At 70.7% G+C, this 22513-nt stretch carries 20 protein-coding genes and 1 riboswitch; of the genes, 11 read left to right on the top strand and 9 right to left on the bottom strand.

The features are described 5' to 3' along the window. Positions 1–32: 32 nt before the first annotated feature. From ACY34M_RS06910 to ACY34M_RS06895, 4 genes are all read left to right on the top strand, one after another. Positions 33–1568 carry a PTS transporter subunit EIIC gene (locus tag ACY34M_RS06910; RefSeq protein ID WP_462716476.1) on the top strand — a complete coding sequence of 512 codons (1536 nt, stop codon included), beginning with the start codon at positions 33–35 and terminating at the stop codon, positions 1566–1568. Positions 1569–1712: 144 nt separating this feature from the next. Beyond that, complete coding sequence (locus ACY34M_RS06905; RefSeq protein WP_462716477.1) at positions 1713–2567, top strand: hypothetical protein; 855 nt, start codon at positions 1713–1715, stop codon at positions 2565–2567. Positions 2568–2572: 5 nt separating this feature from the next. Continuing rightward, positions 2573–3766: a hypothetical protein gene (locus tag ACY34M_RS06900; RefSeq protein ID WP_462716478.1), complete on the top strand. Its 1194-nt coding sequence runs from the start codon at positions 2573–2575 to the stop codon at positions 3764–3766. A gap of 61 nt (positions 3767–3827) precedes the next feature. Further along, on the top strand, positions 3828–4115 hold the full coding sequence (locus tag ACY34M_RS06895) for a hypothetical protein (protein WP_462716479.1): 288 nt from the start codon (positions 3828–3830) through the stop codon (positions 4113–4115). Positions 4116–4270: 155 nt separating this feature from the next. Here ACY34M_RS06895 and groL read toward each other — a convergent pair whose 3' ends face one another. From groL to thrC, 4 genes are all read right to left on the bottom strand, one after another. Beyond that, positions 4271–5896, bottom strand: a complete 1626-nt coding sequence (gene groL / locus ACY34M_RS06890) for a chaperonin GroEL (RefSeq protein ID WP_462716480.1) — start codon at positions 5894–5896, stop codon at positions 4271–4273. Positions 5897–6194: 298 nt separating this feature from the next. Further along, a complete protein-coding gene (locus ACY34M_RS06885) occupies positions 6195–6401 on the bottom strand; it encodes a cold-shock protein (protein WP_030576453.1) in 207 nt (68 codons plus the stop codon). A gap of 459 nt (positions 6402–6860) precedes the next feature. Next, on the bottom strand, positions 6861–7136 hold the full coding sequence (locus ACY34M_RS06880; protein WP_385770164.1) for a MoaD/ThiS family protein: 276 nt from the start codon (positions 7134–7136) through the stop codon (positions 6861–6863). A gap of 50 nt (positions 7137–7186) precedes the next feature. Continuing rightward, positions 7187–8494, bottom strand: coding sequence for a threonine synthase (thrC, locus tag ACY34M_RS06875; RefSeq protein WP_462716481.1), 1308 nt, complete (start codon positions 8492–8494; stop codon positions 7187–7189). An 18-nt stretch (positions 8495–8512) separates the two neighbouring features. Further along, positions 8513–8667, bottom strand: a riboswitch (SAM riboswitch). A 161-nt stretch (positions 8668–8828) separates the two neighbouring features. Here thrC and ACY34M_RS06870 point away from each other — a divergent pair. From ACY34M_RS06870 to ACY34M_RS06860, 3 genes are all read left to right on the top strand, one after another. Further along, positions 8829–9776, top strand: a complete 948-nt coding sequence (locus ACY34M_RS06870) for a glucosyl-3-phosphoglycerate synthase (RefSeq protein ID WP_462716482.1) — start codon at positions 8829–8831, stop codon at positions 9774–9776. Between the two features lie 38 nt (positions 9777–9814). Further along, positions 9815–11641 carry a DUF7927 domain-containing protein gene (locus ACY34M_RS06865; RefSeq protein WP_462716483.1) on the top strand — a complete coding sequence of 609 codons (1827 nt, stop codon included), beginning with the start codon at positions 9815–9817 and terminating at the stop codon, positions 11639–11641. A gap of 86 nt (positions 11642–11727) precedes the next feature. After that, a complete protein-coding gene (locus ACY34M_RS06860; RefSeq protein ID WP_462716484.1) occupies positions 11728–13113 on the top strand; it encodes an alpha,alpha-trehalose-phosphate synthase (UDP-forming) in 1386 nt (461 codons plus the stop codon). Here the strand turns inward: ACY34M_RS06860 and otsB are convergent. The 3 genes from otsB to ACY34M_RS06845 are packed head-to-tail and all read right to left on the bottom strand — an operon-like array spanning position 13090 to position 15451. Further along, on the bottom strand, positions 13090–13920 hold the full coding sequence (gene otsB, locus ACY34M_RS06855; protein ID WP_462716485.1) for a trehalose-phosphatase: 831 nt from the start codon (positions 13918–13920) through the stop codon (positions 13090–13092). The two genes, ACY34M_RS06860 and otsB, sit on opposite strands and share 24 nt — an antisense overlap. 48 nt (positions 13921–13968) lie before the next feature. After that, positions 13969–14196, bottom strand: coding sequence for a DUF3263 domain-containing protein (locus tag ACY34M_RS06850; RefSeq protein WP_462716486.1), 228 nt, complete (start codon positions 14194–14196; stop codon positions 13969–13971). A 10-nt stretch (positions 14197–14206) separates the two neighbouring features. Further along, complete coding sequence (locus tag ACY34M_RS06845) at positions 14207–15451, bottom strand: ABC transporter substrate-binding protein (protein WP_462716487.1); 1245 nt, start codon at positions 15449–15451, stop codon at positions 14207–14209. 168 nt (positions 15452–15619) lie between these two features. Here ACY34M_RS06845 and ACY34M_RS06840 point away from each other — a divergent pair, with 168 nt between their 5' ends. The 3 genes from ACY34M_RS06840 (at position 15620) to ACY34M_RS06830 (ending at position 18731) form a co-directional block, all read left to right on the top strand. Beyond that, complete coding sequence (locus ACY34M_RS06840) at positions 15620–16573, top strand: ROK family protein (protein ID WP_462716488.1); 954 nt, start codon at positions 15620–15622, stop codon at positions 16571–16573. Beyond that, a complete protein-coding gene (gene nagA / locus ACY34M_RS06835) occupies positions 16573–17709 on the top strand; it encodes an N-acetylglucosamine-6-phosphate deacetylase (protein WP_462716489.1) in 1137 nt (378 codons plus the stop codon). The genes ACY34M_RS06840 and nagA overlap by 1 nt, the downstream gene beginning before the upstream one ends. Before the next feature lie 104 nt (positions 17710–17813). Continuing rightward, on the top strand, positions 17814–18731 hold the full coding sequence (locus ACY34M_RS06830; RefSeq protein ID WP_462716490.1) for a 1-phosphofructokinase family hexose kinase: 918 nt from the start codon (positions 17814–17816) through the stop codon (positions 18729–18731). 78 nt (positions 18732–18809) lie between these two features. Here ACY34M_RS06830 and ACY34M_RS06825 read toward each other — a convergent pair whose 3' ends face one another. Both ACY34M_RS06825 and cdgB read right to left on the bottom strand, forming a co-directional pair. Beyond that, the gene (locus tag ACY34M_RS06825; RefSeq protein WP_462716491.1) at positions 18810–19748 is read right to left on the bottom strand and encodes a carbohydrate-binding protein; all 939 of its coding nucleotides are present in this window, start codon (positions 19746–19748) and stop codon (positions 18810–18812) included. Between the two features lie 111 nt (positions 19749–19859). Next, positions 19860–21545 (bottom strand): diguanylate cyclase CdgB, encoded by a 1686-nt coding sequence (cdgB, locus tag ACY34M_RS06820; RefSeq protein WP_462716492.1) that lies wholly within the window; start codon positions 21543–21545, stop codon positions 19860–19862. Positions 21546–21852: 307 nt separating this feature from the next. Here cdgB and ACY34M_RS06815 point away from each other — a divergent pair, with 307 nt between their 5' ends. Continuing rightward, the gene (locus ACY34M_RS06815) at positions 21853–22443 is read left to right on the top strand and encodes a flavin reductase family protein (protein WP_462716621.1); all 591 of its coding nucleotides are present in this window, start codon (positions 21853–21855) and stop codon (positions 22441–22443) included. Positions 22444–22513: the final 70 nt, after the last annotated feature.

Here is a 22513-nt window from a genome sequence, read left to right as displayed (position 1 = left end):
AGCACCACCTGCACAGCAAGGCACAACGCACCATGGCCGATAACGCCGAGAACAAGAACCGCGCCGTCGCCGCCGCGATCCTCCCGCTCGTCGGCGGCGCAGCGAACGTCACCTCCGTGGTCCACTGCATGACCCGGCTCCGGCTGGGCCTCGCGGACCGTTCGCTCGTCCAGGACGAGGCGCTCAAGGCGCTTCCCGACGTCATGGGCGTCGTCGAGGACGAGACGTACCAGATCGTGCTCGGGCCGGGGAAGGTCGCCAGGGTCACACCCGAGTTCGAGACGCTCGTGGAAGAGGGGAAGGCCGCCGCCCCGGCGCCCGAGCCCGCGGCCGCCGGGCACAGCGCCGACGACCTCGCCGCCCAGGGCGCCGCGATCAAGGCGCAGCAGAAGGCGCGGAACGCCACCCCGTTCAAGCTGTTCCTGCGCAAGATCGCCAACATCTTCGTGCCGCTGATCCCGGCCCTGATCGGCTGCGGCATCATCGCCGGCATCAACGGCCTGCTGATCAACCTGGAGTGGCTGCCGGCCGTCACCCCGGCCCTGGCCGCCATGGCCTCCGGCTTCATGGCGCTGATCGCGGTCTTCGTCGGCTACAACACGGCGAAGGAGTTCGGTGGCACGCCGATCCTGGGCGGCGCGGTCGCGGCGATCATCGTGTACCCGGGCGTCGCGGACATCACGGCGTTCGGCCAGAAGCTCTCCCCAGGCCAGGGCGGTGTCCTCGGCGCGCTGGGCGCGGCGGTGCTCGCCGTGTACGTCGAGAAGTGGTGCCGCAAGTGGGTGCCCGAGGCGGTCGACGTCCTGGTCACGCCCACGCTCACGGTCCTGATCTCCGGCCTGGTCACGATCTTCGGCCTGATGTACGTCGCCGGTGAGGTCTCCACCGGCATCGGCACGGGGGCCAACTGGCTCCTGGACAACACCGGCGCGTTCGCGGGCCTGGTCCTCGGCGGCCTCTTCCTGCCGCTGGTCATGCTGGGCCTGCACCAGGCCCTGATCCCGATCCACACCACGCTCATCGAGCAGCAGGGCTACACAGTTCTCCTGCCCATCCTCGCGATGGCGGGCGCGGGCCAGGTCGGTGCGGCGATCGCCGTCTTCAAGAAGCTCAAGCACAACACGTCGATCCGCAAGACCATCAAGTCGGCGCTCCCGGCGGGCTTCCTGGGCGTGGGCGAGCCGCTCATCTACGGTGTCTCGCTGCCGCTGGGCCGCCCCTTCATCACGGCGTGCGTCGGCGGCGCGGCGGGCGGCGCGTTCGTCGGCCTGTTCTCCATGCTCGGCGACAAGGTCGGCTCCACGGCCATCGGCCCGTCCGGCTGGGCGCTCTTCCCGCTCCTCGACGGCAACAAGGGTCTCGGCACCACGGCCGCGATCTACGGCGTCGGCCTGCTCGTCGGCTACGTCGTCGGCTTCCTGGCGACGTACTACTTCGGCTTCACGAAGGACATGCTCGTGGAGTTCAACCAGGACGTCGACGCGGGCGAGTCCCCCGAGGCCCACGCGGAAGCGGCCCCGGCCCCGGACACCAAGACCCACGAACCGAAGGAACCGGCGAAGGTCTGACCCCGGTCACCCCGAAGGGCGGCACCCCACGACACGGGGGTGCCGCCCTCTTCGCATGACCACCCACCCACAACTCCCGCCGCTCACCGACACGTTCACCTCGTATGATCGCTTCCGCACCGCACGCGGGACCCGGGGGATTCGATGAGCAGCGAGACAAGTGCGACGCCCGAGGGCGACATGCCCACGACATCGGCCGCACCGGCCGCGGCTCCCGCGGACCCTTCGCCCGACCCCGCACCGGACCCGCCGAGGCCCGGCCGCGTGCGCCGGCTGTGGCAGCGCTACCGTGCGCTCAGCCTGGCCAACAAACTCACCGTCGCCGGTCTCGTCGTGGCCTGCTTACCGATCGTCACGCCGTGGGTGACCGCCGCGTACGGCAGGCTGACGGGCGACGACGTGCCGATCAGGCTGGACGTCCAGCAGCCCGACAACGCCTGCATCTCCCAGTGGCTCGTCGACCCGAACCGTCCCGACCTGCTGTCCAAGGTGGGCAACATGGACGAGCGCGCCCTCACCCGCTGGGAGCGCGACCGGAGGATCACCCATCACGGCACGGTGGACGCCACCGTCAGCATCCGCGGCAATACGGCAGCGGCCGTGGAGATCCGCGATGTGTCGATCACCGTGACCCGCCGCACGAAGCCGCTCGCCGGAAAGGTGTCCCCGGTGAAGGGCTGCGGTGGCGGGGACGGGCCGGAGATCCTCTACGTCGACCTCGACACGCTTCCCCTGAACCAGGCCGTACCGGGCCGGTACCTGATGACCAGCCCGCAGCAGGCGCAGGCCCGCAAGGACGCCCTCGTCCACGACGGGGCCCCCATGGAGCTGCCCAGGAGCGTCACCATGAAGCGGGCCTACAGCCTGCAACTCGTCGGCCGCACCCACCGCTACTACAGCGAGTGGAAGGCGACCGTCACCTGGTGGGACGGCGAGGAGACCCACACGTCGACGATCGACAACGACGGCCGGCCCTTCCGGGTCTCGGCGGCACGGTGAGCGCGGTGAGCGGACACCTCACGGCGGTGCGGCGCGTGCGGACGCTGTGGCGCGAGCCGCTCACGGCCCCCGTCGCCGCCGTCCTGCTCGTCCATCTCGCGGGCTGTCTGCCCGCGCAGGTCGCCCGGGCCGACGAGCAGTCGCCGGACGGCGCCGCGGACCGGCTCCGGCTGCTGACCGTGTCGCCGGTCCTGCGGTTCAGCAGCGCCGACGGCGCCACCGCCGTGCTGCAGGAGACCCTGTGGACCGGCATCTTCCTCTTTCTGCTGGTCACGGCCGCCGCGGCCCTCACGAACCGGGCGCGGGCCGCGCACCGGATGCCGCTGGCCGGCGCCGCGTTCCTGGCCTTCGCGCCGCTCGCGCAGTTCCTCGCCCTCGCGTGTCTGCGCCTGCCCGAGCTCTCCGGCAACCCTCTGGACCGGGGCGACGCGGCGTACCAACTGTGGTGGGACGCGACGGCCGGCATCGGCCACGCGCTGCTGCTGGGCGCGGTCGGGGCACTGGCCGCCGGGCTGCGCGGGCTCCCGGACATGACGCGGGCCGCCACGGCCCTCGCCGCCGAGGTGTCGACCAAGGCGCAGGCCCGCCGCCTCGCGCTGCGTCAGCTCGTGGGTCCGCTGGACACGCTGCGGCCCCGGATCGGCGCGGCGCTCGCCGCCACGGCCGTCGCGGCGCTGGTCCTCGCACTGTTCGACGCCGAGCTTCCCGGCCGGATCGTCAGCCCGCTGCTGCGGCTCTGGTGCGGCCCCACGGAACATCCCGGGATCTGCCTCCCCCAGCTGCAGGCGCAGCTCCACAGCGGACTGCCGAAGGCATCGGCGCTCGACGTGCAGCCCCTGCTGAACCGGCTCGTGCACCTCTACGCCTGGCAGTCCTTCGCGATCGTCTCCACCGTCGTCTACTTGATGGTGCGCCGCACGACCCCGCATCTGCCGCGCGCCGCGGGCGCGGCGTTCAGCAGCTGGTGCGGCGGCACGGCGGGCATCGTCCTGTACGCGACCGTGCTGCGGATCGGCGCCGATTCGGCGGACTCGGCGTCCGGGGCCGTGCCGTACAGCGCCCTGCCGACCTACCTGCTGCCACCGCCGGGCTTCGACCTGGCCCGCTACGTGGCCCCGGTGACGGCCGCCGCGGTGGCCGTCACGATCCTGACCGCCGCCCGGATCTCCCGCCGTCACGGCGCCGGGAGCGACTCGTAGGTGTCACCCGGCGGTCACTTCTCCACATGCGGCGGGCCCGGGGCTCGCGCATCCTGAGCGCATGGCTGACAGCACCCTTTCGAAGATTTCCTGGACCGAGTTCCGCCCGGACCGGCGCATGCTGACCGCCGGGGCCGTGCTCACCGGTGTCGGCACGCTCACCGCGATGGCCGGGGCCGGCGTCCTCGTCTACGAACTGACCCGCGCGGGCCGCAGCTGGACCGGCACGTGGGACGTCCCGCCCGCCGAAATGGCCCAGCGCGCCCTCCACCAGGCCCAGGCAGTGGCCACCAGCGCGACCCGCGCGGGCCGCGACACCTGGAAGTCGTACCAGGAGAACGCGGCCTGACACATCAAGCCCCTGCGGCGATTGAGCAGCGGGGTCCGGGGCGGAGCCCCGAGGCGTCAACCACGGGTGGGCAGGCGAAAACGCCCGAGGGCGGCACCGTCTCACGTGGAGACGGTGCCGCCCTCGGGTTACAGACGAGCTGAACCGCGACCGGCTCAGAAGTCCATGTCACCGCCCGGCATACCACCCGGAGCACCCGCGGCAGCGGCCTTCTCCGGCTTGTCGGCGATGACGGCCTCGGTGGTGAGGAACAGCGCGGCGATCGACGCGGCGTTCTGCAGCGCGGAGCGCGTGACCTTCGCCGGGTCGATGATGCCCTCGGCGATCATGTCGACGTAGTCACCCGTGGCGGCGTTCAGACCGTGACCGACGGTCAGGTTGCGCACCTTCTCCACGACGACGCCACCCTCGAGACCACCGTTGACGGCGATCTGCTTGAGCGGGGCCTCCAGGGCGAGCTTCACGGCGTTGGCGCCGGTCGCCTCGTCACCCTCGAGCTCCAGCTTCTCGAAGACCGCGGAGGCCTGGAGCAGGGCCACGCCACCACCGGCGACGATGCCCTCCTCGACGGCCGCCTTCGCGTTGCGAACGGCGTCCTCGATGCGGTGCTTGCGCTCCTTGAGCTCGACCTCGGTCGCGGCACCGGCCTTGATGACGGCGACGCCACCGGCGAGCTTCGCCAGGCGCTCCTGGAGCTTCTCGCGGTCGTAGTCCGAGTCGCTGTTCTCGATCTCGGCACGGATCTGGTTGACGCGGCCCTGGACCTGGTCGCTGTCACCGGCGCCGTCGACGATCGTCGTCTCGTCCTTGGTGATGACGACCTTGCGGGCGCGGCCGAGCAGGTCGAGACCGGCGTTCTCGAGCTTGAGGCCGACCTCCTCGGAGATGACGGTGCCACCGGTGAGGATGGCGATGTCGCCGAGCATGGCCTTGCGGCGGTCACCGAAGCCCGGGGCCTTGACGGCGACGGACTTGAAGGTGCCACGGATCTTGTTGACGACCAGGGTCGACAGGGCCTCGCCCTCGACGTCCTCGGCGATGATCAGCAGCGGCTTGCCGGACTGCATGACCTTCTCGAGCAGCGGAAGGAGGTCCTTCACGTTGCCGATCTTCGAGTTGACGATGAGGATGTACGGGTCCTCGAGCGAGGCCTCCATACGCTCCATGTCGGTGGCGAAGTACGCCGAGATGTAGCCCTTGTCGAAGCGCATACCCTCGGTGAGCTCGAGCTCCAGACCGAAGGTCTGGGACTCCTCGACGGTGATGACGCCTTCCTTGCCGACCTTGTCCATGGCCTCGGCGATGAGCTCGCCGATCTGGGTGTCGGCGGCCGAGATGGAGGCGGTGGAGGCGATCTGCTCCTTGGTCTCCACCTCCTTGGCCTGCTCGAGCAGGGCGGCGGAGACGGCCTCGGTGGCGCGCTCGATGCCGCGCTTGAGGGCCATCGGGTTGGCGCCGGCGGCTACGTTGCGAAGGCCTTCGCGAACGAGCGCCTGGGCCAGGACGGTCGCGGTCGTCGTGCCGTCACCGGCGACGTCGTCCGTCTTCTTCGCGACCTCCTTGACCAGCTCGGCGCCGATCTTCTCGTACGGGTCCTCGAGCTCGATCTCCTTGGCGATGGACACACCATCGTTGGTGATCGTGGGGGCGCCCCACTTCTTCTCGAGGACGACGTTGCGACCCTTGGGGCCCAGGGTCACCTTGACGGCGTCGGCGAGCTGGTTCATGCCGCGCTCGAGGCCGCGCCGTGCCTCCTCGTCGAACGCGATGATCTTGGCCATGTGAAGTGGTCCTCCCGGACGGGGTGGCTAACGCAAACGGACCGTGCAGGTGCCCGCGACGGACGGCCTGCACACCTTGTGGTTCCTTGCACCACCCGGTCTGCGGGCCTCACCGACCCGATCCAAGTTCTGTCACTCTCACTCGGAGAGTGCTAAGCCCAATGATTAGCACTCGACCCCCACGAGTGCAAGGCCGTCCTCCAAAGGTGCAGGTAGCACGAAGGGCCCGCCCCCGGTCGACCGGGAGACGAGCCCTCCATGACGTGCGACGTGCAAGCTTGCAGTCTGACGCGCGCGTTCAGCCGGCGGCCACGCGGACCATGTCGGCCTGCGGCCCCTTCTGGCCCTGCGAGATCTCGAACTCGACCCGCTGACCCTCTTCGAGGGTGCGGTAGCCGTCCATCTGAATCGCGCTGTAGTGGACGAAAACATCCGCACCACCGTCGACCGCGATGAAGCCGTACCCCTTCTCCGCGTTGAACCACTTGACGGTGCCCTGAGCCATGCCTAACTCCCCTATTACTGGCCCTTGCGCAGGACCGCACTTCGCGGACCCGGGTCAGACCTCACGCCCCATGGGATATGGGGGTGTGCGCCGGAACGCGTCGACCGCGGCTGAATGTATCTGCCCAACTGCCGTCTGCAACAGGTCAATCGGACGAGAATTCTGGGCACGCCAGATCGGGGAAACCGGGTCAACTCACCGGATGTGCGGGCAACTCGGGCCGCGTAAATGCCGTAAAAGGCCCGAAAGGGCTGGACACTTTGGCTGCTTCTTGTCGGGCAGCGGGCGAGAACTCATATGCACCCGTCATGCACCGCGTATCGGAATCGCAGCAGCTTCCCCAACTGTACCGCGCTCAACCATGCAGAATTGCCCCCTCCGCTTCTCTCGCGGAGGGGGCAATTCGGATAACTCTGTGTAGACCTACGGAAGATCAGCCGTCGGCACTGTGCCGGACGGTCAGCCTCCGGCGACGGCCGGAATGATCGAGACGCCGGCGCCGTCCGGCGTCGCCGTCTGAAGGCCCTGCTCGAAGCGGACGTCGTCGTCGTTGACGTAGACGTTCACGAAGCGGCGCAGCTTGCCCTGGTCGTCGAGGACGCGGGCGGCGATGCCGGTGTGGTTCTTCTCCAGGTCGGCGATGACGTCGGCGAGGGTGGCGCCCTCGGCGGCGACCTCGGACTGGCCGCCCGTGTAGGTGCGCAGGATGGTGGGGATGCGAACGTTGACGCTCATGCGGTGACTCCCGGTGCTACAAGTTCGGTTGGCTCAGTGGTCGGCTGGGCTCAGTGGTCGGCGGCGAGACCGGCGTCGCGGAACGCGTCCAGGCTCGGCCGGATGGTGGCGGTGGCCTGCGAGGACTCGGCGACCGCGTCCAGCGTCTTGAGGCCGTCACCGGTGTTCAGGACGACGGTGGTGAGCGACGGGTCGATCTGGCCCGCCTCGATGAGCTTCTTGGTGACGCCCAGCGTCACACCGCCGGCCGTCTCCGCGAAGATGCCCTCCGTGCGCGCGAGCAGCTTGATCGCGTCGACGACCTGCTCGTCGTTCACGTCCTCCACGGCGCCGCCGGTGCGGCGGGCGATGTCGAGGACGTAGGGGCCGTCGGCGGGGTTGCCGATGGCGAGGGACTTGGCGATGGTCGTCGGCTTCTGCGGGCGGACCACGTCGTGGCCGCCCTTGTAGGCGACGGAGACCGGGGAGCAGCCCTCGGCCTGGGCGCCGAAGAGCTTGTAGGGCTTGTCCTCGACGAGGCCGAGCTTGATCAGCTCCTTGAGGCCCTTGTCGATCTTCGTGAACTGCGAGCCGGAGGCGATCGGGATGACCAGCTGGTCGGGGAGCTGCCAGCCGAGCTGTTCGCAGATCTCGTACGCGAGCGTCTTGGAGCCCTCGCCGTAGTACGGGCGCAGGTTCACGTTCACGAAGCCCCAGCCCTCGCCCAGCGGGTCGCCGATGAGCTCGGAGCAGAAACGGTTCACGTCGTCGTAGTTGCCCTCGATGGCGACGAGGTCACCGCCGTAGACACCGGCCATGACGACCTTGCCCTGCTCCAGGTCGTGCGGGATGAACACGCAGGAGCGGAAGCCGGCGCGGGCGGCCGCGGCGCCGACGGCGCCGGCCAGGTTGCCGGTGGAGGAGCAGGAGAGCGTGGTGAAGCCGAAGGCGCGGGCGGCCTCGATGGCCTGCGCGACGACGCGGTCCTTGAAGGAGTGCGTGGGGTTGCCGGAGTCGTCCTTGACGAACAACTTGCCCTCGGCGACGCCCAGTTCACGGCCGAGGTTGTCGGCCTTGACGAGCTTGGTCCAGCCGGGGTTCAGGTTCGGCTTCTCGGCGACGTCGGCCGGGACGGGCAGCAGCGGGGCGTAGCGCCAGATGTTGGCGGGACCGGCCTCGATCTGCTTGCGCAGCGCCTCGGGGTCACCGGTGGGCAGGTCGTACGCGACTTCGAGCGGCCCGAAACACTCGGCACAGGCGAAGACGGGGCCGAGCGGGACGACGGCGCCGCACTCGCGGCAGGAGAGGCCGGAAGCCGGCCCCAGATCAACAGCGTCGACGGCGGCGGCGGTTTCGGTGGCGACAGTCTGTACAGCCATGAGAGGCGAGGCCCTTTCTCCTCATCTTTCTCGTGACGCATCTCGCCACGAGACGGATTTGGCACCTTCCCTAGCCGGGAGCCTCGCGGGCGCACTGCGGTGTGCGGACGAGACCGGCTGGAGGGTTGCCGGGGCTTCAACGGGCCGTTTCCCTCTGCCCCTCTGGATGAGCGGTATTCGATTGTGTGGATTCAGTTGTCTACGGCAGGCGACCCCCGACATGCGATGGTCACCGGCGTTGTTCAAGACTGTAACCGAAGGCCCGGACCCTTGAGATAGTCGTCCGAACCGCGAGATGGATCACATGTGGATCCTGAGGGAAGGAACCCAGACCGTGCTGGAAGAGGTCGAGCGCTGGCTTGAGCGGCGCTCCTGGTCCGTGGACGATCATCCGCTGCACCGGTTGGTCGCCGCCAAGCACGCCTCGGGTCAGACGGTGAGTGTCGTACTGCCCGCGCTGAACGAGGAGGCGACGGTCGGTGCGATCGTCGCCGAGATCCGGCGCACGCTGATGACGGAGGCGGTGCCGCTCGTCGACGAGCTCGTGGTGATCGACTCCGGCTCCACCGACCGCACCTCCGAGGTCGCGGCGGCGGCCGGGGCGCGCGTCGAGCACCGGGACACGATCCTGCCGCGGGTCCCGGTCGGGCCCGGCAAGGGTGAGGTGCTGTGGCGCTCCCTTTTCGTCACTTCCGGTGACATCGTGTGCTTCGTCGACGCCGATCTGAAGGAGTTCTCGGCGGACTTCGTCTCCGGGATCGTCGGTCCGCTGCTGACCGAGCCCGGCGTGCACTTCGTGAAGGCGATGTACGACCGTCCGCTGGACGGGGCCGCGGGTCAGGGCGGCCGGGTGACCGAGCTGATGGCCCGCCCGATCCTGAATCTGCACTGGCCGCAACTGGCCGGGTTCGTGCAGCCGCTGGGCGGCGAGTACGCGGCCCGCCGCTCGCTCCTTGAGCGCCTCCCGTTCCCCGTCGGGTACGGGGTCGAGCTGGGCCTGCTCGTGGACGCGCTGCACACCGTGGGCCTGGACGGGCTCGCCCAGGTCGACGTGGGGGTGCGCAAGCACCGGCACCAGGACGGGCAGGCGCTGGGCCGGATGGCGGCGGCGATCTACCGCACCGCGCAGCTGCGGCTCGCGCGCGGACATCTGGTGCGGCCGGTGCTCACGCAGTTCGAGCGGGGTGCGGACGGCTTCGAGCCGCGCACGCACGCGGTCGACACGGAGGAACGCCCTCCGATGATCGAAATCAGTGAGTACACGGAGCGTCGCGTCGCATAAGCGCGGCATAATCATATGTTTTGTCTAGCTTGCCCTTTATGCGGATTAGACAAGTAAAGGGCAGGGCGGCCGTCGCCGTCGCCGCCGTCCTCACGGCCTCCCTGGCCGGCCTCGCCCCGAGCTCCGCGTCCGCCGACGTGGTCTCCCCCTTCGCCAAGCGCTACGACGAATCGATCTACGGCGACTTCAAGACCATCGGCAACACGGTCATGGGCTGCCCGACGGGCGACGCCGACATGGCCGCGCGCTGCGCGGTCGCCGCGAACGGCGAGGGCCGGGACAACAACAACACGTTCGTCATGGAACGGATCAACAAGGCCGGGACGACGGACGGCTACGGCTCCAGCACCGGCCGGGTCGCCATCCCGCCCGGCGCCAGGGTCGCCTACGCCCGCCTCTTCTACGGCGGCAACGACGGCACGTACAAGGGCCCGAGCGGCGCCCAGCTCAAGCGCTGCGACATCTCCGGCGCCGACGTCGACCCCTCGCCCGGTGAGCCGCAGGACGCGGCGCCCGTGGTCGGCATCGGCGGCGCGACGCCGACGAAGGTCTCCCCGACCAACGTGGTGCGGGACCCCGCCTCGACCAGCGGACCGCACTACTACACGGGCGAAGCGGACGTCACGGACCGCTTCAGCGCCATCATCGGGACCGGAAACGACATCCCGGTCTCCGTCGGCGACGTCTGGGCGCCCACCGGCAAGGGCTGTGTGGGCGGCTGGTCGATGACCGTCGTCTACAAGTACGACGGCCCGAACGACGACTACGCGCCGGACCGCCGCAACGTCTACATCTACGGCGGCCACGTCCTGCAGCGCTCCACCTCCCCGGCCACCCGCGTCACGGTCGACGGCTTCTACCGCACCTCGGGCACCCCGCGGGCCAGCGTCACCGCGTACGAGGGCGACTGGAACACGGCGGGCGACCGGTTCGCCGTGGGCGGCAAGAACATCCGGGAGACGCACACCGGCAACACCAACAACTTCTTCATCTCCGAGGACGACGGCGCCCTCGACCCGAAGATGCGCAACAACCTGAGCATCGACGCGAAGGAGTTCGACGTCACGAGCAGCGGCACCACGCGGGCCGCGGGTGACGAACCGATCCCGGTCGGCTCGACCTCCACCACCCTGGACTTCTCCACCAAGGGCGACACCTACGTCCCCTCGGCGCTCGCCCTGTCCGTCCCGGTGCCAGACCTGGAGATCACCAAGACGGCGAGCCCGGCGAAGGTCGAGCCCGGCGACACCGTCACGTACACGGTGAAGGCGAAGAACGTCAGCCGGCTGCCGTACCCGAACGCCAAGTTCACCGACGACCTCACCGAGAACCTCGACGACGCGACGTACAACAACGACGCGAAGGCGAGCACCGGGGACGTCTCCTACACCGAGCCGAAGATCAACTACACCGGTGACATCCCGGCCGGCGAGACCGCGACCGTCACGTACTCGGTGAAGGTCAACGACCCGGTGAGCGGGGACGGCAGGCTCACGAACAGCGTCACCGCCGACACTCCGCGCACCAACTGCGAGGAGGGCTCCACCGACGTGCGGTGCGGCATCTCGCCCGTCATCGGGCGGGGGGCGCCGTCGCCGTCGCCGACCGGCCCCACGCAGACCCCGACCGACCCGACGCCCGCACCGTCGGACCAGCCGGGCGGGAACACCCCGAAGCCCGAGCCCACCGCGTCCACGGGCGGCGGGAGCCAGCAGGCCCGGCCCGCCCCGCCGAACCCGCCGAGCGGTGGCGAGATGGCCGAGACCGGCTCCCGCTCGGACCTGCCGCTGTACGGCGGGCTCGCGGTCGCGCTGTGCGGGCTCGGCGCGCTGCTCGTCGCCGCGGTCCGCGGCCGCAGGCAGTGACCTGAGCGCGGACTCGTATACGGCCGGGCTCCGACAGGGGCCCGGCCGTACGTTTGAACGTTTCCGGGCCGGGCTAGCGTGCCCGTATGAGTTCCACGACGCATGGTGCTGCTGAGGTTCTCGTCGCGTCCAACCGCGGCCCGGTCACGTACGCCGTCGACGACGCCGGAGGGATCGAGGCGCGGCGCGGCGGAGGCGGTCTGGTGTCGGCGCTGAGCGTCGTCGAGGACAAGTTGTGGGTGTGCTCGGCGATGGGCGAGGGCGACCGGGAGGCGGTGCGCCGCGGCGTCACCGAACCGGGCGTGCGGATGCTCGACATCGACGCCGACGTGCACACGGACGCGTACAACGGGATCGCGAACTCGGTGCTGTGGTTTGTGCACCACATGCTGTACCAGACGCCTCTGGAGCCGTCGTTCGGCCCGGAGTTCCGCCGGCGGTGGGCGGCCTACGAGGCGTACAACCGGGCCTTCGCCGAGGCTCTCGCCGAGGAGGCGGCGGCGGGCGCGACGGTGGTCGTGCAGGACTACCACCTGACGCTGGTGCCGGGGATGCTCCGCGAGCTGCGCGGGGACCTGCGGATCGGGCACTTCTCGCACACGCCCTGGGCGCCCGTCGACTACTTCCGGATACTGCCCGACGACATCGCCGAGCAGGTGCTCAAGGGCATGCTCGGCGCCGACCGCTGTGCGTTCCTGACCCGGCGCTGGGCGGACGCCTTCACCGATTGCTGTACGCATCTCGTGGGCGGCACGTCCGGGACGCGGATCGGGGTGCACGGGCTCGGCGCCGACGCGGACTTCCTGCGCGAGCGGGCGCACCGGGACGATGTGGAGGAGCGGCTCTCGGCGCTGCGCGCGCAGGTGGGCGAGGACCGCAAGGTGATCGTGCGGGTGGACCGGACGGAGTTGTCGAAGAACATCGTGCGCGGGCTGCGGTCGTACGAGCTGCTGCTTGAGACCCGGCCCGAGTGGCGGGAGCGGGTCGTGCACGTCGCGTTCGCCTACCCGTCGCGCCAGGACCTGGCCGTGTACCGGGACTACACCGACGAGGTGGCGCGGGTCGCCGAGTCCATCAACACGCGCTTCGGTACGGAGGGTTGGACTCCGGTCGTGCTGCACGTGAAGGACGACTTCGCGCGCTCGCTGGCCGCGTACCGGCTCGCCGACGTGGCGCTCGTGAACCCGATCAGGGACGGCATGAACCTGGTCGCCAAGGAGGTGCCGGTCGTCTCCGACGACGGGTGCGCGCTGGTGCTCTCGCGGGAGGCCGGGGCGTACGAGGAGCTGGCCGACGACGCGCTGACCGTGAACCCGTACGACGTGAGCGGGACGGCGCGGGCCCTCGCCGAAGCGCTCGCCATGCCGCGGGACGAGCGGGCGGAGCGCACGAAGCGGCTCGCCGCCGCGGCGACCGCGCTGCCGCCGGGGCAGTGGTTCCTCGACCAGCTAGAGGCGCTGCGCCAGGACTGACAGGAAGGCCGCCAGGTCCGCGGGGCCCGCCACCAACAGGTCGGCCCTCTCGGCGAGTTCCGGCACGACGGAGTCCGCCGCCACCAGGAGTCCCGGCAGCCCGTCGGAGCGCAGCTTCTCCACCGCCGCGAAGGCCGGGAGGTCGCCGAGGTCGTCCCCCGCGTAGAGGACGGACCCCGCGCCGACCTCCCGTACGTACTCGGTGAGCGCCACGCCCTTGTCGACGCCGGGCGGGCGCAGCTCCAGGACCAGGCGGCCCGGCTCCACGATCAGGCCGTGCCGGGCGGCGAGCTCCGACAGCGGCTCGCGGAGGGTGTCGAAGGCGGCCTGCGGGTCGTGCGCGCGGCGGGTGTGGACCGCAACGGCACGGCCCTTCTCCTCGATGTACGTGTCGTGCCAGAGGTTCGACTCGGCCAGCACGCCGGGGAGTTCGGCCCGGACCGTGGCCACGCCGGGGTGCGGGGCGGGGGCGGTGACCGTGCCGGTGACGGCGTCCCAGCGTTCGGCGCCGTAGTGCCCGAGGACGACGAGGTGTTCCAGTCCGGGGACCCCGGCGAAGCCGCCGTGGCGGACGGCGACGCCTGCGGGGCGGCCGGTGACGACCGCGATCGCGGCGACCTTGGGGGCGAGGGCGGCGAGGGCCGGGACGATGTCGGGGTGGGCGCGGGCCTGGTCGGGGTCCGGGACGATGGGGGCGAGTGTGCCGTCGAAGTCGAGGCCGATCACGCTCCGCTCGGGGCGGGACTCGATCGCGGCGAGGGCCTCGCGGCCGGCGGTCGTCCGGGGGGCGTGCTCGTGGCTGGCCATGCCGTTGACGATAGCCGTATCCCTCAATCGCCGGTGGGGCCGGAACGGTCAGCGTTCGGACCGGCGGGCTTCGCGTACCCGGCGCAGGCGGTTCACCGTCACCGGGGCGAATTCCAGGGCCCTCGGGTCGTCCAGGAGGGCGTTCAGGAGTTGGTAGTAGCGGACCGGGGCCAGGTCCAGTTCCTCGCGGATCGCGCGCTCCTTGGCGCCCGGCGAGGACCAGGACCGGCCCTCGAACGTGAGTACCGCGCGCTCGCGGTCGCCCAGGGACTCCATGCGCGTCACGCTACTCGGCGGATTCCGCGGCCGCCGCGTCGTTCTGGATCGCGCCGAGGGTGCCCGCCGCGCTGCCCCGCGGCGTGACGGTGGAGCCGATCTGCTTCTTGATCTCGGCGCTGACCTCGGGCCAGGACGTCTTGTTGGCCGGGTAGTACGTGGCGCCCGCGAGCTCGTCGATGAAGGGCCGCAGCGCCTTGTCCTTCGCCGAGGACGTCATCGCGTTGGACGCGGAGACCGTGACCGGCGCGACGGTGTACTTGCGGGAGAAGTCGAGGACGTTCTTCTTGTCGTAGGCGAAGTTCAGGAACTCGCCGGTCTCCTTGGGGTGGCCGCCCTGCTTGAACGCCATCATCCAGTCGGTGACGCCCATCGTGGACTTGGGCGTGCCGTCGGGCCCGGGGATCGCCACGTCGCCGTAGTCGACGCCCTTGGCCTTCGCCATGTTCATCAGCGTGGGGTGGCCGGAGAGCATGCCGACCTGCCCCTTGGCGAAGGCCTGGAACGCGGGCGTGCGGTTGAGCTCCGCGGGCGCGGTCGGCCCGGTGAGGCCCTTGCCGACCAGGTCGTCCTTGAGCCAGGACAGCGCTTCGACGTTCTTCTTGTCGTCGATGGCGTAGCTGCCGACGTTGTCGGTGTAGCCGCCGCCGTTGCTGAGCGTCCAGATCAGCGTCTCGGCCTGCGCCTCCTCGGTGCCGAGCGGCAGCGCGAAGGGGTAGCGCACGCCCTGCGCCTTGAGCGCCTTGGCGTCGGACACCAGGTCGGACCAGGTCTTCGGCGGCGTGATGCCGGCCTTCGTGAAGAGCTTCTTGTTGTAGAACAGGCGGCGCGTGGACGCGGCGAACGGCATGCCGTACTGGGCGCCCTTGATCTCTCCTGCCTCGCTCATCTGGCCGACGAAGTCGGCCTGGACGGGCACGGAGAGCAGCTTGTCGACGGAGTACAGCTTGCCCGCGGCGGCGTAGTCGGCGTAGGCGCCGATCTGCGCCATGTCGGGCGCGTGGCCCGCCGCGACCATGTCCTTGACCTTCTTGTCGACGACGTCCCAGGAGTGGACGTCGACGTCGACCTTGATGTTCGGGTGCTTCTCGTGGAAGGCGGCGGCGAGGTCGTCCCAGTACTTCTGGGAGCTGTTCGCCTTGGAGTCGCCGTAGTCGGCGGCGACCAGCTTCAGGGTCACGGCGTCGTCGGAGCCTCCGCTTCCACAGGCTGTGAGCAGCGACGACGCGGTCACCACTCCGAGAGCGGCCGCCACGGTCAGAGTCGTCCTCCCCTTGCGCACTGCCGCACTCCACCCTTGTCCTGATCGCCACAGGCCTGCCCCATGGTCACCTGGAAGGTCTACACCACATGGGCGCCGGAGCGGAAACGAGGGGGCGAATGGACTAGACCTCTCACGGGTGGACGCGCGACACTGTCCCCCGTGAAACATGTCATCGCCCTGGACGTGGGCGGCACCGGGATGAAGGCCGCCCTGGTCGGGGCCGACGGCACTCTGCTGCACCAGGCGCGCCGGGCCACCCAGCGCGAGCGCGGCGCCGACGCCGTCGTGGAGTCGATCCTCGGCTTCGCCGCCGACCTGCGCGCGTACGGCGAGAAGCACCTCGGCGAGCCCGCGTGCGCCGCCGGGGTCGCGGTCCCCGGCGTCGTCGACGAGCAGGCCGGTGTGGCCCTGTTCGCGGCCAACCTCGGCTGGCGCGACGTCCCCATGCGGTCCCTGCTCAGCGAGCGGCTCGGCGGCATCCCCGTGGCGCTCGGCCACGACGTGCGCACCGGCGGGCTCGGCGAGGGGCGGCTCGGCGCCGGCAAGGACGCCGACCGGTTCCTCTTCATGCCGCTGGGTACCGGCATCGCGGGCGCCATCGGCATCGACGGGCGCATCGAGCCCGGCGCGCACGGCTCGGCGGGCGAGATCGGCCATGTCGTAGTGCGCCCCGGCGGCGTGCCCTGCGGCTGCGGTCAGCGCGGCTGCCTGGAGCGGTACGCCTCCGCCTCCGCGGTCACCCTGGCCTGGCAGGAGGCGAGCGGCGAGGAGAAGGCGACCGCGGCGGACTGCGCGGCGGCCGTCGACGCGGGGGACCCGAGGGCCGCCGAGGTCTGGCAGGACGCGGTGGCCGCGCTCGCCGACGGGCTCGTCCTCGCACTCACTCTGCTGGACCCGCGCACGCTCATCATCGGTGGCGGGCTCGCCGAGGCCGGGGAAACCTTGTTCTCACCCCTGCGTGCGGCCGTCGCGGAGCGCGTGACCTTCCAGACGCTCCCCACGATCGTCCCGGCCGTCCTCGGGGACAGCGCCGGATGCCTGGGCGCGGGGCTGCTCGCCTGGGACCTGCTCACCAACACCGCAGCCACTGGATCCTCGGAGGTAACCGCCTGATGGCCACAGCAAAGGTGCTCACCGGCGCCAAGGTGGTGCTGCCCACCGGTACCGTCGCCGACGGACGCGTCCTCGTCGACGGCACGAAGATCGTCGGAGCGGCCCCGGACGACGCCGAGACGGTCGACCTGAGCGGCCACTGGGTGGTGCCCGGCTTCGTCGACATGCACAACCACGGCGGTGGCGGCGCCTCCTTCACCTCGGGCTCCATCGACGACATCCTCAAGGGCCTGCGCACGCACCGGCTGCACGGCACGACCACCGCCGTCGCGTCCTTCGTCACCGGCGACATGGACTTCCTCGTCCAGCGGGCGGGGCTGCTCTCCGAGCTGGCCGAGCACGGGGAGATCGCGGGCATCCACTTCGAGGGCCCGTTCATCTCGCCGTGCCGCAAGGGCGCCCACGACGAGACGCTGCTGCGCGACCCCGACCCGGCCGAGGTCCGCAAGCTGATCGACGCCGCCCGCGGCCAGGCCAGGATGGTCACCCTCGCCACCGAACTCCCCGGCGGCGTCGACTCCGTACGGCTGCTCGCCGAGCACGGCGTGCTCGCCGCGATCGGGCACACCGACGCGACGTACGAGCAGACGGTGGCGGCCATCGACGCGGGCGCCACGGTCGCCACCCACCTGTTCAACGCGATGCCGCAGCTCGGCCACCGCGAGCCGGGGCCGATCGCGGCGCTGCTCGAGGACGACCGGATCACCGTCGAGCTGATCAACGACGGCACGCATCTGCACCCGGCCTCCCTGGAGCTGGCGTTCCATCACAAGGGCGCCGAGAAGGTCGCGTTCATCACCGACGCGATGGACGCCGCCGGGTTCGGCGACGGGCGCTACATGCTCGGCACGCTGGAGGTCGAGGTGAAGGACAGCGTGGCGCGGCTCGTCGAGGGCGGCTCCATCGCGGGCTCGACGCTGACCCTCGACCGTGCGTTCAAGCGGTCCGTGACCGTCGACCAACTGCCCGTCGAGGACGTCGTACGGGCCATCTCCGCCAACCCGGCCCAATTGCTGGGCATCTACGACAAGGTCGGCTCGCTGGAGCCCGGCAAGGACGCCGATCTCGTGGTCCTGGACGCGGAGTTCGAGGTCAAGGGCGTGCTCCGCAAGGGCGAGTGGCTGGTCAAGCCGTAACTCCCGGCCGATACGAGGCGGTTGCCCCGCGCTCTGGGCCAACCGCCTTGACTTTGGCATGATCGACCCCCGTTACTGACAGTACGTAAGGGGGGTGAGGTCCTGTGATCCTCACGGTCACGCTGAACACCGCACTCGACATCACGTACCGGGTGCGCTCCCTGCGCCCGCACGCCACGCACCGCGTCACCGAGGTCACCGAGCGGCCCGGCGGCAAGGGGCTGAACGTGGCGCGGGTACTGGCCGCACTCGGGCACGAGGTGGCCGTGACGGGATTCGTGGGCGGCGCGACGGGCCGCACGCTCCAGGACCAGCTGCTGGAGACCCCCGGCGTCGCGGACGCACTGGTCCCCGTCTCCGGGGCGACCCGGCGCACCGTCGCCGTCGTCGACGCGTCGACCGGCGACACGACACAGCTCAACGAGCCGGGCCCGACGATCACGCCCGCCGAGTGGACGGCCTTCCAGGAGGCGTACGGGGACCTGCTGCGCTCGGCCTCCGCGGTGGCGCTGTGCGGCAGCCTGCCGCCGGGCGTCCCGGTCGGCGCCTACGCGACGCTCGTCCGGGCCGCGCGGGCCGCCTCCGTACCCGTCCTGCTCGACACCAGCGGCGAACCGCTGCGCCGCGGCGTCGCGGCCCGCCCCGACCTGGTGAAGCCGAACGCGGACGAGCTGGCCGAACTCACGGGCTCCCACGAGCCGTTGCAGGCGATGAAGGACACCCGCAGGCGCGGCGCGCACGCGGTCGTCGCCTCACTGGGGGCGGAGGGGCTGTGCGCCCTCACCCCGGACGGCGAGTGGCGCGCCCCGACCCCCGACCGCCTGGCGGGCAACCCCACGGGGGCCGGCGACTCGGCGGTGGCGGGGCTGCTCTCCGGCCACGTGGACCACCTGCCGTGGCCCCAGCGCCTGGCCAGGGCGGTGGCGCTCTCCGCCGCGACAGTGGTGTCACCGGTGGCGGGCGAGTTCGACGCGAAGACCTACGAGGACCTGGTCAACCGCGTCACGGTCGCGGCAGCGTAATCCGAGCCCCGCCGGCGATTGAGGCGCGGGGTCCGGGGCAGAGCCCCGCGACCGCACCCCCGTTGCCGCGGAAGGACCTCACCCCCGGGTGAGCCACATCCGGTCGAAGTTGGCATCGCACTGGTTCCCCTGCTCACAGGAGACCGTAATCGCGTTCGTGCCCTTGGTGAGCTGGACGATGGCCCACGTGTTCGTCCAGCCCTTCGCCCAGTCGCCTTCCTTGGCGCCGGCGAAGTTCCCCATGTTCAGCGGGCGGGTCTGCTTCGTGCCGTTGACGTCGATCGTGGCGTCGGACTTCTTGCCGGGCACCCCGTAGTCGACGTGCAGCTTGTACGCGCCGTCCTTCGGGATGTCGTTGACGGTCCAGGTCAGGCTCGCGCCCACCTGGTTGAACCCGGCGACGTACACCCCGCCGTCGGCCTTCGCGCCCTTCACGTCCGACGCGGTGGACGTGCCACCGGCCAGCTTCAGGGTCTTCGCGTCGGTCTTCGGCAGGTCGACCGGAGCGGCGGACGCCGACTTCGAGGGCGTCTGGCTCGGCTGCACCGACTGGGAGCCGCCGTCCGGCTTGCCGCCGGCCTCGCCCTTGTCGTCCGAGGAGTCGTTGCTGAGCATGGCGACGCCGATGCCGATGACGACGGCCGCGACCACGGCGACCGCGCCGATCAGCAGCGCCTTCGTGTTGGGACCCCGGCCCCGGCCGCCGCCGCGGATGGGCGCCGTCGGCGGACCCGGCTGGCTGGGAACGCCGCCGGGCATCGTCTCCGGAGCCTGGTAGTGCGCGTTCGGCTGCTGGTACGCCTGGGCGGGCTGGGTCTGCCCGTACCGGCGCTCCCCCACCGCGCGGACCTGATTGGCCCGGACGGGGTTGTAGGAGGACCGCGGATTCGGGTAGCCGTAGCCACCGCCCGCACCCTCGGGCGGGGTCGCCCCGGCCGCCTGTCCGTCGGCATACAGGTAGCCGAACGGATCGTCGTCCTCGGGCGTGGTGCTCCCGCCGTTGTTGCCGGGCGCCATCCCAGATCACTCCCTACACGTTGCTTACCTCGGCGAGGGTACCCGCTGCGAGTGACCCCCCGGCGTGTCCTTGACCTCACCGGGGGCGCGGAACCGCGCCCAATGTAGGGGTTATCCGGCCCGCCTGGCCTGCTTACTACGCGATCTTTTCTCTACGTACATCCGCTGGTCAGCGGATTGCAGCACTTCCTCGGCCGTCATACCGCAGTGGGCCCAGCCGATGCCGAAACTGGCCCCCACACGGACCGCACGACCGTCCACCCGAATCGGCGGAATGATGGCGTTCCGCAACCTGACGGCGAGGTCCTGGGCGTCGTCGCGGCCCAGGCCGTCGGCCAGCACCACGAACTCGTCGCCGCCGAGCCGCGCGACCGTGTCCCCGTCCCGTACGACGCTGGTGAGGCGGCGGGCGACCTCGATGAGGACGGCGTCGCCCGCGTTGTGCCCGAACCTGTCGTTGATCGACTTGAAGCCGTCGAGGTCGCAGAAGAGGACGGCGAGGCCCTTCGTGCCGTTGTCGGCGCCGGACGCCGCGTCGGGCTCGGGCGCGACGACGTGCACGTGGTGGTCGAAGCCGTCGAAGCCCTCGTACAGGTTCGACTGGTGCGGGACCGGGGCGCCGAAGTCGTAGCCGATGCCGCCCGCGTCGAAGCCGCGGTGGTCGCCGTACGCCGCGTCCAGCGAGTCGATGGCGCTGGGGCCCGGCTCCTGCGGGCGGCGGCACAGGCGGGCGGAGAGGCGGGAGCGCAGCTCCGCCGAGTTCGGCAGGCCGGTGAGCGAGTCGTGCGAGGCGCGGTGGGCGAGCTGCAGCTCGCGGCGCTTGCGCTCCTCTATGTCCTCGACGTGGGTGAGCAGGAAACGCGGCCCGTCGGCGGCGTCGGCGACCACCGAGTTGCGCAGGGACACCCAGACGTACGTGCCGTCGCGGCGGGCGAGGCGCAGCTCGGCGCGGCCGCCCTCGGCGGAGGTGCGCAGCAGCGTGCCGATGTCCTCGGGGTGCACGAGGTCGGAGAACGAGTAGCGGCGCATGGCCGACGCGGGGCGGCCGAGGAGGCGGCACAGCGCGTCGTTGGTCCGCAGGATCCGGCCGTGCTGGTCGCCGCCCATCTCGGCGATGGCCATCCCGGAGGGCGCGTACTCGAAGGCCTGCCGGAAGGATTCCTCACTGGCCCGCAGCGCCTGCTGCTCGCGCTCCAGGCGAACCAGGGCGCGCTGCATGTTGGAGCGCAGCCGGGCGTTGCTGATCGCGATGGCGGCCTGGAACGCGTACATCTGCAGGGCCTCGCGGCCCCAGGCGCCGGGGATCCGGCCGTTGCGCGGGCGGTCGACGGAGATCACGCCGAGGAGCTCGCCGGAGGAGGAGCCCGTCGCGTACATGGGGGCGAAGAGGCGGTCGGCGGGGTGCCACTCGTCCTCGAAGCGGGGCGGCGGTCCGGCGGTGAACCACTGCGGGACGTCGTCCTCGTCGAGGATCCAGCCCTCGGTGTGCGGTATGAAGCGCAGCTCGCCCCACTGCTTGCCCATGGCGAGGCGGCGGTCCCAGGAGTCGCGGGAGCCGACGCGTCCGGTGATCAGGGCCTCGGCCGCGGAGTTCCCGGAGAACGCGGCGACGACGAGGTCACCGTCGGGACGTACGAGGTTCACGCACGCCAGCTCGTAGCCGAGTCCGCTCACGACCCCGTCCGCGACGGTCTGCAGTGTGTCGGCCAGACTGCGGGCGGTGTTCATGTCCGCCATCACCTGATGCAGCTGGCGCAGGGTCGCAAGACGGACGTACGGCTCCGACTCGGTCTCCATGCTCAGCTCTCCCCGAGACCTCGACAGCACTCCAGAATTCTGATCGGTTCGCTTCGCACGTGCAGCAGCACGTTCATCCGCAGTGTCGACCGCCACTGAATCACAGCGAGCTGTGCACCCGGTACACAGGGTCAACAAATTATGGCTCCTGTGACTCAAGTCACAGCAGAAGATGAAGGATTGGGGCGGATTCCTGGACGGGTTCTGTGCGTTTCCTGAACGCGAATCGCACCTATGGTCCTAGGACCGGCCTCGGTCATCAGCCCGATGCGCGGCGCCGAGGGGCGCGGCTAGCGTCTAAGGCGTGTTGAAGACGTCCCCTGCCACTTCCGTACCCTCCCCCTCGGCTCCCACGCCTCCCCCGCCCGACGCCGGGCATGCTGAGGGGGTGAGCAACGATCAGTTCCGCGCCGCCCTGTCCCGCCTCGCCGCAGGCGTCGTCCTGCTGACCGCGCACGAGCCGCCGCTGGCCGAAGACGGGCCCGCGGGCGAGGACGCGGGCATGACGGCGACGGCCTTCATGTCCGTCTCCCTCGACCCGCCCCTGGTGATGGTGTCGCTGCGCAACAGCTCCCGCATGGACGACCTCCTGGACGAGCAGCCGCTGTGGGCGGTCTCGGTCCTGTCGGAGTCCCAGAGCCACATCGCCGGCCGCTTCGCCATGAAGGGCCGCCTCAGCGACCGCCTCCTGTTCCAGGACATCCCGTACGTACGCGGCGAGCACACGGGCGCGCCGCTGGTGGGCGGGGCGCTGGCGACGCTCGAGTGCCGCACGGAGAACCGGGTGCCGGCGGGCGACCACACGCTGGTGATCGGCCGCGTCCTGAGCGCGGCCCTCCCGAGCGCGGAGGGCGGTCCCCTGATGTATTTCCGTGGGAAGTACAGGAACTTGGGCTGATCCGAGCCCCACAATCAAGCCCCTGCGGCGTTTGAGCAGCGGGGTCCGGGGCAGCGCCCCGAGGCGTCAA

This window comes from Streptomyces sp. EDA2-14 (genome assembly GCF_054963755.1).
Note: the sequence above shows the minus strand (reverse complement) of the source record. Positions and strands in the feature narration are given on the sequence as shown.